At 44.6% G+C, this 13,657-nt stretch carries 12 protein-coding genes; 3 read left to right on the plus strand and 9 right to left on the minus strand.

The window, feature by feature from the left end:
- Positions 1–530: 530 nt before the first annotated feature.
- From AB5170_RS10150 to AB5170_RS10190, 9 genes are all read right to left on the minus strand, one after another.
- Positions 531–1,151 carry a V-type ATP synthase subunit D gene (locus tag AB5170_RS10150; RefSeq protein WP_195409624.1) on the minus strand — a complete coding sequence of 207 codons (621 nt, stop codon included), beginning with the start codon at positions 1,149–1,151 and terminating at the stop codon, positions 531–533.
- A gap of 17 nt (positions 1,152–1,168) precedes the next feature.
- On the minus strand, positions 1,169–2,551 hold the full coding sequence (locus AB5170_RS10155; protein ID WP_118579365.1) for a V-type ATP synthase subunit B: 1,383 nt from the start codon (positions 2,549–2,551) through the stop codon (positions 1,169–1,171).
- A gap of 18 nt (positions 2,552–2,569) precedes the next feature.
- Positions 2,570–4,339, minus strand: a complete 1,770-nt coding sequence (locus AB5170_RS10160; RefSeq protein ID WP_118579362.1) for a V-type ATP synthase subunit A — start codon at positions 4,337–4,339, stop codon at positions 2,570–2,572.
- The gene (locus AB5170_RS10165) at positions 4,332–4,919 is read right to left on the minus strand and encodes a V-type ATP synthase subunit E (RefSeq protein ID WP_118579359.1); all 588 of its coding nucleotides are present in this window, start codon (positions 4,917–4,919) and stop codon (positions 4,332–4,334) included. The genes AB5170_RS10160 and AB5170_RS10165 overlap by 8 nt, the downstream gene beginning before the upstream one ends.
- 17 nt (positions 4,920–4,936) lie before the next feature.
- Positions 4,937–5,245, minus strand: a complete 309-nt coding sequence (locus AB5170_RS10170) for a V-type ATP synthase subunit F (protein ID WP_117851005.1) — start codon at positions 5,243–5,245, stop codon at positions 4,937–4,939.
- A gap of 2 nt (positions 5,246–5,247) precedes the next feature.
- Entirely contained in the window at positions 5,248–5,679 is a 432-nt protein-coding gene (locus AB5170_RS10175) for an ATP synthase subunit C (protein ID WP_118579356.1), read from the minus strand.
- Between the two features lie 87 nt (positions 5,680–5,766).
- The gene (locus tag AB5170_RS10180) at positions 5,767–7,737 is read right to left on the minus strand and encodes a V-type ATP synthase subunit I (RefSeq protein WP_173773037.1); all 1,971 of its coding nucleotides are present in this window, start codon (positions 7,735–7,737) and stop codon (positions 5,767–5,769) included.
- 18 nt (positions 7,738–7,755) lie between these two features.
- Positions 7,756–8,799, minus strand: coding sequence for a V-type ATPase subunit (locus AB5170_RS10185; RefSeq protein ID WP_118579353.1), 1,044 nt, complete (start codon positions 8,797–8,799; stop codon positions 7,756–7,758).
- Positions 8,799–9,119: a hypothetical protein gene (locus AB5170_RS10190; protein WP_118579350.1), complete on the minus strand. Its 321-nt coding sequence runs from the start codon at positions 9,117–9,119 to the stop codon at positions 8,799–8,801. The genes AB5170_RS10185 and AB5170_RS10190 overlap by 1 nt, the downstream gene beginning before the upstream one ends.
- 503 nt (positions 9,120–9,622) lie before the next feature.
- Between AB5170_RS10190 and trmB the strand changes: the two genes are divergently transcribed.
- From trmB to AB5170_RS10205, 3 genes are all read left to right on the plus strand, one after another.
- Positions 9,623–10,276: a tRNA (guanosine(46)-N7)-methyltransferase TrmB gene (gene trmB, locus AB5170_RS10195; RefSeq protein WP_226815385.1), complete on the plus strand. Its 654-nt coding sequence runs from the start codon at positions 9,623–9,625 to the stop codon at positions 10,274–10,276.
- A 65-nt stretch (positions 10,277–10,341) separates the two neighbouring features.
- Entirely contained in the window at positions 10,342–10,503 is a 162-nt protein-coding gene (locus tag AB5170_RS10200) for a hypothetical protein (RefSeq protein WP_173719405.1), read from the plus strand.
- Between the two features lie 16 nt (positions 10,504–10,519).
- Positions 10,520–13,657 (plus strand): DEAD/DEAH box helicase (locus tag AB5170_RS10205; RefSeq protein ID WP_368365062.1); only part of this gene is annotated, 3,138 nt, incomplete at its 3' end.

Genomic DNA, 13,657 nt, shown 5'->3' on the forward strand with positions numbered 1-13,657 from the left:
TGTGAACTCCACCAAAAGAATATGCCGCAACAACCAAATTCAGTCGAAATATACTCCACTCAAAAAATACACATAACAGAAATGATTTTTGACAGAACTCAAGAAGAAAGCTGACTAAAAATATACAAAAGAATAGAATATAGTAAACACGAAAATCTCCCCAAAAGGAATCAGCCAACGTTTCCTACCAGTACACAACGCTAAGCAAACGTAATTACCATCCGCCTCTCTTCCCAGGCGCTGCGTCACTTCCTCCCCTCCTTCAACTACTCCCACCTGCAGCCGCCGTCCTGTTTTCCCCTTCGCCAGTACACAGTGAGAGGAAGGTGGTGTCGGCTGGGGGCTTTGCCAAAATGGGCGTTTGACGAGTATAGCGTCCCTAAGAATTGCACTGTCTGAGCCCTGCAAGGGCGAGTTTGCAATTCTTAGGGACAATAGGCGACGCAGTCAAACGCCCATTTTGGCATCGCTCCCAGCCGACACCACCTTCCTCTCACGTACCTTAATGACAGAAAAAAAACAGGGCGCCATCACGCACCCTGCTTCATTCTCTTAATAACCTTAAGTCTGGTAAATTCCTCTCTCTCTTTCTCCTCCAAAGCATTGGAAATATCCTTGGTCAGAGCCTCGAACTTCGGAATCGTAATATTCTTCAGCGCATTCGCCCTCTTCTGAGTCTTCTTAATATTACTAGCCAGGCGAATCGCTGAATTCTCAATCATAGACAGCTTAATGGAAAGCTCCTTCACCCTCTCAAAAGCCGCCTTCGCCTCATCCAGAGACATCTTCGTACTATAATAAGCATATGTCGGCACATTTCCCGACTTATCATACTCTACCAGCGGAATCTCCGTACCCATAACACTACGTGTCTTAATACGGATAGAATTCTCCACCGGCACCGTATGGGAAATCTGATCCACAAACGCGATACCCATCTCCATATTCGCTTTCTGCAAAGCCTCATACGCAGTCCGGAACGTCTCGTCAATCTGTCCCTGGATATCCTTCGCCTGATCAACCAGATCCATCATCTCACGAATCAGAATATTACGCTTCTTATCCATCAGTTCGTAACCCTGACGGGAAAGAGCAAGTGAATTCTTAGCCAGAATTAAATTACCCTTGGTAGGAAAGGTATTCGGATCCATTCAAGTCACCTCACTCTTTATTTGGTAGTCTCGTGATAATACTGATCCAGAATCTTGGTATCAATACGGTCAAGCTCATCCTTCGGAAGCATACCAAGAAGCTCCCAGCCCTTATTCAGAGTATCGATAATACTTCTGTTCTCTGTATCTGTCTGACCGACAAACTCAGCCTCAAACGCCTTACCAAACTGCAGATACTTCTTATCCAGAGGAGAAAGCTCGTCCTCACCGATAACAGAAGCAAGGGCTCTCGCATCTCCAACCTTTGCATAACAGGAAAACAGCTGGTTGGCAACATCCTGATGGTCTGCTCTTGTGAAGCCCTCACCAATACCATCCTTCATCAGACGGGAAAGAGACGGCAGAACATTGATTGGCGGGTAAATACCCTGTCCATGAAGCTGTCTGTCCAGAACAATCTGACCCTCAGTAATATAACCGGTAAGGTCAGGGATCGGATGGGTAATATCATCATTAGGCATGGTCAGAATCGGGATCTGTGTAACAGAACCTGTACCACCGGAAACAATACCTGCACGCTCATATAAAGTAGCAAGCTCACTGTAAAGATATCCAGGATAACCCTTACGGGAAGGAATCTCTCCCTTGGAGGAAGAAACCTCACGCATTGCCTCACAGAAAGAAGTAATATCTGTAAGGATAACCAGAATATGCATACCTTTTTCAAAAGCAAGATACTCTGCTGCAGTCAGGGCAATCTTCGGAGTCAGAAGACGCTCAACAGTCGGATCATTTGCCAGGTTCAGGAACATAACAACATGATCGGAAGCACCGCTCTCCTCAAATGTTCTGCGGAAAAACTCTGCAACATCATACTTAACACCCATTGCAGCAAACACAATGGCGAAATTTTCATCGGAATCAGCACCCAGAGATGCCTGACGCACGATCTGTGCCGCCAGCTTATCATGTGGAAGACCGTTTCCGGAGAAAATCGGAAGCTTCTGTCCACGAATCAGGGTGGTCAGACCATCAATTGCAGAAATACCGGTATTGATGTAGTTACGCGGATACTCACGGGTAACCGGGTTCAGCGGCAGACCATTGATGTTCAGGCTTACCTCCGGTGTGATCTCGCCCAGCCCATCGATTGGCTGTCCAATACCGTTAAAGGTACGTCCCAGGATTTCCGGGGAGAGCCCGATTTCCATAGGATGACCGCTAAGACGTGTATGAGTGTTTCCAAGGGACATATTATCTGTACCCTCGAAAACCTGAATTACTGCTTTATCTTCGTATATTTCAATAATACGGCCAAGCTTTTCGGTACCGTCATCCATACGGAAGGAGACGATTTCCTCGTAGGAAGCGTTTTTAACGCCTTCCAGAACTACAAGAGGGCCGTTTATTTCACTAAGGCCTAAATATTCGATTGCCATAAAAAACTTACCTCCCTATCAGCCGTTTCTCTCTAATACGTTATCATAGAATCTGTCGATGTCAGCCTTATACTGGTCAAACATCTCAGGTTTGTTATTCGGAACATCATATTTGATAGCAATAACACGCTCAAAAATATTGTCCTCCTTCAGTACGGAAACCGGCATTCCCTGATTAACAAGGGAACGGCACTTCTCGTACAGATAAAGGATGATCTCCATCATATTGAACTGCTTGCTCATCGGTACACAGGTATCCTCTGCATGGAACGCATTCTGCTGAAGGAATCCAAGACGGATAACCCTTGCAATCTCCAGAGTCAGCTTCTGGTCATCCGGAAGAACATCACTACCGATCAGCTTAACGATTTCCATCAGGGAACTCTCCTGGTTCAGAATCGCCATCAGCTGATTACGGTCGCTTACAAATTTAGCAGAAACATTATCTCTGTACCATGGGGTTAAATCCTCCAGGTACTCACTATAACTTGTAAGCCAGTGGATAGCCGGGAAATGACGGGCATAAGCCAGAGATTTATCCAGTCCCCAGAAACAGCGGACGAAACGCTTTGTATTCTGTGTAACAGGCTCGGAGAAGTCACCTCCCTGTGGGGAAACTGCACCGATGATGGAAACAGAACCCTCTGTTCCATTTAAGTTCTGCATCATACCCGCTCTCTCATAGAAAGCGGAAAGCTTGGAAGCCAGATAAGCCGGGAAGCCTTCCTCTGCAGGCATTTCCTCCAGACGTCCGGATAACTCACGAAGAGCCTCAGCCCAACGGGAAGTGGAGTCTGCCATGATGGCAACGTCATAACCCATGTCACGATAATACTCAGCCAGTGTAACACCTGTATAAATAGAAGCCTCACGGGCTGCAACAGGCATGTTTGATGTATTGGCGATCAGAGTGGTACGGTCCATCATCAGGTTTCCGGATTTCGGGTCGATCAGTTTACTGAAATCCTCCAGAACCTGTGTCATCTCGTTTCCACGCTCACCACATCCAATATAGATAATGATATCAGCGTCAGACCACTTTGCGATCTGGTGCTGTGTCATAGTTTTTCCAGTACCGAAACCGCCAGGAATCGCTGCTGTACCACCCTTTGCAATTGGGAAAAGGGTATCCAGGATACGCTGTCCGGTTACAAGCGGCACGCTTGCAGGGAAACGCTTGTAGGTAGGTCTTGGCACACGGATCGGCCATTTCTGCGCAAGTGCGATATCGCGCTCACTGCCATCAGAAAGACGAACCGTTACAATCGGGTCAAGGATGGTATATGCTCCGTCCGGAACTGCCTTGATAACCTCAGCCTCTCCAATTGTTGGCGGAACCATGGATTTATGAAGAATGGAAGCTGTTTCCTGAGTCTCGGCAATGATAGTACCTGCGCTTACCATATCTCCAACTTTAACAGTTACATGAACATCCCATTTCTTAGCAGTATCAAGGGAATCAACACTTACACCACGGGAAATATATTTTCCGGAGGATTTTGCGATCTCCTCCAGAGGACGCTGGATACCGTCGAAAATGTTATGAATGATTCCAGGTCCCAGAAGAACGGAAATAGCATCGCCTGTTCCCATTACTGTATCACCTGGCTTCAGTCCTGTTGTCTCCTCGAAAACCTGTACGGTAGTCATACCCTTTTTCAGACCAATGACCTCACCGACCAGCTTCTCAGGTCCAACATAAACCATCTCGGAAATCTTAAATCCCGGGTCGCCTTTCAGATAAATAACAGGACCGTTAACGCCGTAGATAATACCTGTTTTATTCATGGCTCAGCCCTCCGTCAAATTTGAATTCTTTTTTCAGCTTCTCATAAGCACTCAGGAAAGAGTTGTCGATCAGGATGTTTTTAGCCGGGATTGTGGCTTTGATACCACCCATAAACGGTTCATCGGAAATCTCAACTGTGAATCCGGTCTTTGCTACAATAGAGCGCTGTAATGCTGTATCTTCAGCGGAAAGATAGATAAAAATCTCATCATTTCCTGCAAATTCTCTTGCCTTCTGGATTCTGCTGCACAGATAATCCTGATACGCAGGACTCTCCATGAAGTTCTCCAGATGATTCTTAACCTCTACAAAAAGCTCGTTTTTAAGCTCTGTCTGTTTGGCTGTCCAGTCACGTCTTAAAGTCAGCTGCTCAGCAGAAAGTGCCTTGTTTACCTCTCGGGTAGCATTTTCTGTCTCTGCCTTGATCTGTGCCTCGGCATCCATTTTTCTTGATTCTTTATGCTTTTCAAACATTTCTTCCAGACTCTTCTTATGTGCTTCCAGTGTATTCTCAGCCTCTGTCTGGGCTTCCGCAACGGAAGTGTCGTAGAAATGCTGCAGTTTTTCTTCAATTGTCATGCTTGGTCTTCTCCTGCCTATAACTTTAAGCCAATGGCTTCGTTAACATATCCGGTAATAAAATCAGGTTTGCGGCCTGTACCATGCCTGTCAGGGATTTCGATGATCAAAGGCGTTTTATGGTTCAGCTTTACATCGTCCACGATCTGGGGAAACTCCCTGCCGAATTTCTCGGTCAGGAGGAGAATCCCGATTTCCTTGTTGGCGATTGCTTTTTCCAGAGCGTCCTTCAGTTCGTCACGCTCATGGACTACCACGCCTTCCACACCTGCCAGTCTCATCCCTGTGCAGGTATCGATGTTGTCACTGATCAAAAACATTTTCATAATTATAATTTACCGATGATCATGAAGGAAATGATCAGACCGTAAAGAGCAACACCTTCGGCAAGACCTACGAAGATAAGGGATTTACCAAGAATGCTCTGATCCTCGCTGATTGCACCAAGAGCTGCACTTGCCGCACTGGCTACGGCAATACCACCACCAATACAGGAAAGACCTGTAACAAGAGCTGCTGCAATATATCCAAGACCTGTTGCAATACCTGCATCAGCGCCTGTTGCAGCCTGTACAGAAGAGCTTCCTGCAAACATAACCATTGCTGCTACTAACATGGTACCAAAGAAGAAAAATGCGTTTGTTGCGATTGTTGTTTTGTAACGTCCACGGCTCTTCTCGCCGATGAAATAGTAACCAAATGGAACGATAATGCTTAATACAAGCGCTACTGCTAAAATAATCTGTGTCATAACTGTCATGATAATTGACCTCCTCGTGTTTTAACATTTGTAATGTCACTGCATTTCACAGAGACATTTGATAAATATTTCACTACCAGCGGCAGTTTACTTTGCCTCCGCGTCAGAACGGAACGGCTCGAATTTTCTTCCGCTTCCTTTGTAGAAACGGCTAAACATCTCGTAATACTCAAGTCTCAGTACCTGGATACCAACGATCAGACCCTCAAGACCGCATACGAAAATATTTCCGAGAACAATCACTACCCAGTTCGGGCTTCCGTTCTCAGCACCGGCCAGCATCAGTACAACCTGCATCATAGCTGCATGGCTGACTGCATAAGCTCCGATACGCACGAAAGAAAGTGTGTTGGAGAAATAGCTCAAAAGGACTTCGAACATCTCGAAAAATCCCTGAACAATAAACATTCCCACACCGCCTTCAAAAGCTGCCGGCTTCTTTTCCACAAGGTTTGTAAGAGGCTCTTTTAAGAACATTACAAGCAGCGGAAGGATAAACATAATGCAAAGAACAATACCGCCAGGAAGCTTATGGCCTGTCATGAACAATGCAATTACAATCACTGCGGATCCATAGAATACAAGGCCTGCAACAGAGTTGGTATCAAACCATACTTTCTCTGTATCCTTTGCTTTCAGGGAATTCATAATATTAAAAATCATGCACAGAAGAATGATTCCCATACCAAAGCCAATAGCGATAATAAATACGGTATTCAGTTTTCCGATAAAAGGCACATTCATCATGGCATCCATAGGCCTTAACCATACAGGCTCTATAATATCTTCAAATCCGAAGACGCTGCCGAACATGAAGCCAAAGAATGTGGAAAAGATACCTGCACAGCTGATGATTCCGGCAAGATCAATATGCTTGAATCTGTAAAGAAGATATCCGCCGATCAATAAAACCAGACCCTGTCCTGCATCTCCGAACATTGCGCCGAAAATAAAGGAATAAGTAATGGCGATAAACCAGGTTGGATCCATCTCTCCATAAGCCGGAAGGCCATACATTTTGGTGTACATTTCGAATGGCTTGAAAAGCTTGGGATTCTTCAGCTTGGTAGGCGGTGTCTTATGGGCATCCTCCTGCTCATTCTCATCAATCAGACAGAAAATACGGGAATCTCCGGAAATATCATTCTGGAAAGCCTTAGCATCCTCCTCTGTCATCCAGCCACAAAGGATATAAAATGGTTCTTTCGGCTTATAATCGGCTGCTGCCTCTCCCTTATTGTCCCCATGTGTGCATGCTGCCAGTTTACGGATATCAAAGTTCCGTGAAAACTGGGAAAGTGTATGTTTGCAGGAAACAATGTCGGATGCATTTTTTCTGAAGAAAGCTTTTCTTGCCGCTTTGTTTGCATCAAGATCTGCAATTGTTTTCTTGTACTGCGCTTCAAGTGCTGTGTATGCAGCTTTGGCAGTTCCATCATACTGATCCGGTACAAAGATTTTTTCAAAGTGCATAGCAGAATATACGGCATGAATTCGCTGAGCTTCATGAACGGGAACAAAATAAATTCCCCAGATATAACGGTCATCTTCATCACATTTAATGAAAATCGTATCCAGATTATCATAAATGTATGTTTTAAATTTATCGAAATAATCTTTCTCGATCCGTCCAAAGCGATAATGGATATAACGCATTTTCAGGATTGACTGCACATCAAAGTCTACATTTCGGAAAGGATAGATGATACGAAGTGATTCTGCCAGAGAATCACGTTTCTCTTCCAGTTCCTGACGGGTCTTGTTAAGGACATCCGCTTCATCTTTGATCTGCTGTACGAAAGAGAGAGCTTTTTCGATTGGCAGCTTCTTCGCAGAAGCCTGCTCCGGGTTCTCAACCTCTTCATAGAAGCTTCCGACTGTGCTTAAAGCTTCTTTATAAGGATTGATTTCAAGATAAGGGGAAAGATTCTTCACATCTGTGAGCTCAGTAAGAGCATTCTCCAGATGAATCTCATACCGGCTGAGGTAATTATTTACAACTCGGTCGATATCCTCTCTTGGCCCGGTAATGCTGACAAATTTCATTTTCTCAATCACATTGCTACCTCCGGGTTACTAATTGTTGTGAACATAATGCATTGCCTCGTCCGGATCAACCTGGTAACGAACACACTCCAGTGCGATGGTCAGACGGTTTACCTCATGCTCTTTGTGGTAAAGATAAGAATACAAAACAGCTACTGAATAAGGATCCTTGCGAGCCTCTTTCTCAAGCACGGTACGGAGCAGACTATTATAAAGCTCCTCCATGGAGATCAGGTTCAGCTGCTGATATTTCCTGCCGTACCAGGTACGGGAAAAGATCTGCTCACCTTCTTCTTTGCTGGTAGCTTCCACCAGAGCTGTGATTTCTTCTTTCTTTAGTTTATAATTCACGGGAATCAGCTGTGCGTAGATGGCTGCCGGCTCCATTTTGTAATAACGCTTGGATCGCAGGATAAACTGCAGATTCAGCATATCAAACTTCTCACCATAAGCCTTGGTGATCTCGTCCAGATCGTTTCCCTTGAATAACTTTTTGCGGACACTCCAGATCTGATTAAAATAATAAAGATCAAGAGCCATTCCGTAGTCAAATAAAAGTCCATTGCCGTTCTCATATACGCTCTGAAGCGGAGCATAGAATTCATTGCCCTTCAGGGCTGTCATGAACTCATCCATATTTCCGGCACCTGCCACTCTGTCAATGTCCAGCTTGGAATGGTGCAGGAAAAAGTCGCGGTAAGGACTCATATCCACAGGATCGGTGCTTCTGTGATCAAAGAGATTTGTCATGATCTCTTTCAGAACACGGATTTCGTAGCGCTTGGAATAAAGTGCCAGGAACTTGCGCTGCTCCTTGTTTGCAAAATTGTAAATGCGGGAGAAATTTCCGAAAATGGATTTCTTCAGAAGCTTCTCGATCTCACCTCGGTGAAGATTATTCTCATCAAGGTCTGACCATGCTTTCGCATATTCCGGCGTTTTCTTCAAATAAGCGGCTACCTGTGGAACGTCCGAAAAGCGGACGATTTCCTGAAGCTGTTCATCTGTCACCAGATGACTGCTCATAGCGCGTATTTTCGTGGAAATTCCGCTGTAGGAAAGAACGCTTCCCATTACATCACTTCCTCCTGAATGATCTTTTCAAAAATTTCTCTGGAAAGGCGTTCGTGATTCTTCGCATAGTAAGCGTCCAGCTGACTTAAGGCAGCCTGAGTGTCTTCCCGCAGGGATGACAGGCGCTTATCCTTCTCACCCTCAAGATTCCGGCGAATTTCCTTAATCTGCTCTTCTGTCTGTTTCTCCAGCTGGGTGTCGAATTCCTTGGACTGCCTTTCCATCTCAGCTGAAAGAGCTTTCTTCTTCTGCAGTGCATCCTTCATAATGGTCTCTGCAGTTGTCTCTATCTCGGATAACTTACCGATTATCTGTTCCATTTTTCCCCTCCTTTTTCAAGTTTTAAGTATCTTACACCCATTTTGATGAAAATACCAGTCAAACTTTGCCTAAAATTTTCACAAAAATTCAATACAATTCCAGATGTTTTGACTAAAAATTAACGATCTTATCAATTCCTGTCATATCGAAATTTTATACTAGGTACACGTATTAATTATAAATAGGAAGAAAATGCATATTTATACAGAGTTCTCCCACATTTTTCCGTTTACTTTTCTTATTGACGCATTTCATATTCAGTCAAAATTAGTCAGTTTTTTCAATTAAAAGAACTTTGCGTTTTCCCCCTGACATAGAATGTGTTTGAAAAATCACGATATCAATATTATTGCGGAAAAGCAGGAAATCATGTATAGTAGTTTTGTTAAGAATGAATACAATTTCAGCTGATTCTGACAAGCATTTTTTACCACCCGGTAAACTTTTGCAAAGAGCCGGAATCAGTTTCATACAGCTATAAATATAATTACAGGAGGAACCTATGCGACTTAGAAATATACCAGGCGCCAAAGACGCAATTGCAGAAAGTATCTACGTGATCCAGAATCCCCAGGAGAATAAGGGAAACTGGGACAAGGTTTTCCCACAGAATCAGCCTGTCCATCTGGAGGTTGGCATGGGAAAAGGCCGCTTTCTTATGGATATGGCGAAGCTCCATCCGGAAATCAACTATATCGGAATCGAAATGTATGACAGCGTACTCCTTCGTGCCATTCAGAAGAAAGAAGCCCTTGCAGAAGAAGGACAGGAGCTTTCTAATTTAAAATTCATGCGCATGGATGCAAGACTTCTTCCCGAAGTTTTTGAAAAAGGCGAGGTTTCCAGAATCTATCTGAACTTCTCTGATCCTTGGCCTAAGGCCCGCCACGCTTCCCGCCGCCTTACCTCCCGGGAGTTTCTTTCCCGCTACGACAAGATTCTGAAAGAAGACGGAACCATCGAGTTCAAAACTGACAACCGCGGTCTGTTCGACTTTTCCCTGGAAGAAGTCCCGGAAGCAGGATGGAAACTGGAAGCTCACACCTTTGACCTCCACCATAACGAAGAAATGATGATTGGAAATGTAATGACCGAATATGAGGAAAAATTTTCCTCTATGGGAAATCCGATCTGTAAGATGATCATTCGTCGTTAAATGTTTCACCTTGCTGTATTTCTTTTCATATTATAAGGAAGAAATATCTGGCAGGAGTTTTTTATATGAAGCGAACCAGATCTTTGCAAAAATTTGCTGCTCAATTTGGCTATGAACATAAAAACAGAAGCAATCCCTTCTCCGGCATAAAAAAGCATGCCAATGAACTGTCCAAACTGCTGGACAGCATGTTTCCCAAGGACAAAAACGACAAAGAAAAATCATAAAAAGGAAGCCAAACAAATGAAAAATTCTCCGACAGAAGTGAAAAAGAAAGAAACGGAAGAGCGCAAACGTCAGGAAGAGCTGGAAAAACAAAAGCGTAACGAAACGTACCAGCTTCTTGGCGGTTCCCAGAATGACAGTGACGCAGACGACGATTCCTCATTAGACGGAAATATCCAACAGCTGGAAAATTACAGCTACTTTGACGGCGACAAAATTCTTGAATCCCTAAAGCTTGCCCCCAAAGACCGAAAAAACGGGGAAGCCATCTATCGCCAACAGAAAATGAATGTCACAGATATTTCCTGCGGCTACGACAGGATGAACGGTCAGCGCCTTGGCCAGATTGAAGCAACCTTCCAGACTGGCAGAGATATCTTCGGCGTCACCCTTCTTTTCTCTCACGAGGAAGTTACTTATGCAAGATGCGGATGCCCGGAATGCCACAGAAAATACTGGGGCTGGTATTCTGATAATTCCAGGTGCCAGTATACAGCTGCACTTGCCTTCTATATTCGTGATTATGTAAACCACAGCAATTTTTCGGATGCCACTGACATGAACGGAGACTATCTGCTGAACTCCTATCGCAGAGGACAGCTCAAAAATGACCAGAAAGAAACACCGGCCCATGTTTCCGCAGGTGTTTCCCTGGTTCCAAGACTGACACAGAATGACAATAAGCTTTCCGTTTCTTTTAAGGTAGGAACTTCCAAAATGTTCGTGGTAAAAAAACTGGATGACTTCTGCCGTCAGGTTCGCAACGGTGAGACCGTTCAGTATGGAACCAGCACCCAGATCAGCCACAAAACGCAGGATTTCACAGAGGAGAGCCGCAAATGGATCCGCTATATTGACCGGATCGTCCGCGAGGAAGAGCAGTTTGTAGACAAAATCCAGAATTCCGGCATCTATTTGCCAAAAAAATTTAATGTTGGCAATTCTCTGGATCTTTTTGGCTGGCGTCTGGACAGTTTTTATGACAATATTTGCAATTATAAAATAGATTTTGAAGATAAAACTCCGGATGCTGCCCGTAAAAAAGCCCAGCTTCACTGCAAAACAGGGAATCCACGGATTTCCATACGGATTCTGGATGCCTCTAAGGACAAAAAGCAATTTGACGGTGTCACAGTGAAGGGATACATCCCAGAGCTTTTTCATGGTATGGACTCTTCATACTTTATCCAGGATGACAGCTTCTGTAAAACCGAACCGGCCTTTATGGAGAAGGTCCGTCCATTGACAGCACTTTCCAGAAATGGAGAATTCCACTTCCAGATGGGGCGTAATACACTGTCCAATTTTTATCACAATGTGCTGCCTCAGCTTCAGGAAGTGGCGGATATTACGGAGGAAAATCCGGAGAAATTCAGACAGTACCTCACGCCTGAAGCACACTTCGTATTTTATCTGGACATGGAAAACGATAACGTTATCTGCAAGGTAAGCGCCTTTTATGGAAAAAGAGAATTCTCTGTAGGAAAGCTTTTACTTCATGAGGATATCTCCCCGGACCAGCAGTTCCGTGATTTTCCTCTGGAAAACAGTGTCCTGGATCAGACCATGGAATGGCTGCCTTACTATGATCCCGACTTTGACGTACTTCACTGCAACCATGACGAAGAACTTAGCTATCAGATCATGGAGTCTGGAACTGCCGCCCTCATGGAGCTTGGCGAAGTACGCTGCACCAACCGTTTCCGCAGCAGACACACCTTAAAGACTGTAAAGGTTTCCGTTGGTGTGTCCGTATCCGGCGGACTCCTGGATCTGAATATTTCCACGGATGATATTTCCAGCCAGGAGCTTCTGGATATCCTGAAAAGCTATCAGCTGAAGAAAAAATATTACAAGCTGAAAAGCGGCGAATTTGTCAATCTTCAGGAGCAGAACCTGGAAATGCTGGCAGAACTGATGAAAACCCTTCATCTCACCCCAAAGGAATTTGTCAAAGGAAAAATGCACATTCCGGCATACCGCACCTTATATCTGGATCAGATGCTGGAGAGCAACGAAAACATATATGCCAACCGCGACCGTCATTTCCGTGAAATCGTAAAAGGCTTCAAAACCATTAACGATGCCGATTTTGAAGAGCCGGAAAGCCTTTCCAGGATCATGCGAAAATACCAGAAGAACGGTTATAAATGGCTGCGTACCCTGGAAGCATGGAAATTTGGCGGAATTCTCGCCGATGATATGGGCCTTGGAAAAACCTTACAGGTAATCGCAGTTCTTCTTGCAGCGAAGCTTGAAGGAAAAACCGGCACATCCCTGGTAGTAGCTCCCGCTGCCCTTGTTTTTAACTGGGGTGAAGAGCTTGCCCGATTTGCCCCACAGCTGAAAGTTTCCCTGATCGCAGGAAGTCAGTCCGAGCGTCAGGCAAAGCTTCAGACGTACTCAGATTTCGATGTTCTGGTCACCTCTTACGATCTTTTAAAAAGAGATATTGACCAGTATGAGGAAAAAGAATTTTTATACCAGATCATTGATGAGGCACAGTATATCAAGAATCACACAACAGCAGCAGCCAAATCTGTAAAGGTGATCCACAGCCAGTCCCGCTACGCACTTACCGGAACACCAATTGAGAACCGCCTCAGTGAGCTTTGGAGCATTTTCGATTATTTAATGCCGGGATTTCTCTACGGTTATGATTCCTTTAAAAAGGAATTTGAAACTCCGATCGTAAAGAACGACGATGAGTCTGCCATGACCCGTCTGCAGAAAATGGTGTCTCCATTTATTCTTCGTCGTCTGAAAGAGGATGTGTTGAAGGATCTTCCTGAAAAACTGGAAGAAGTCCGTTACGTAAAATTTGAGGATGCACAGCAGAAGCTGTATGATGCCCAGGTTGTACATATGAAGGAAAAAATTGCCCAGCAGGACGAGGGCGAATTTAATAAGAGCAAATTGTGGATTCTGGCTGAATTGACGAAGCTGCGACAGATCTGCTGCTCTCCTTCTCTTTGCTTTGAAAATTACCGCGGTGAATCTGCCAAGGCTGAGAGCTGTATGCAGCTGATCCAGAGTGCTATTGATGGTGGGCACCGTATGCTTTTATTTTCCCAGTTTACTTCCATGCTGGCTCTTCTTCAGGCAGCACTGGAAAAAGAGGGGATTCCTTATTACATCATCACTGGGGAAACCTCC

This window comes from Ruminococcus sp. RTP21484sp1_RTP21281st1_A8_RTP21281_210402 (assembly GCF_040914025.1).
GTDB classification, from domain to species: domain Bacteria; phylum Bacillota; class Clostridia; order Lachnospirales; family Lachnospiraceae; genus Blautia_A; species Blautia_A faecis.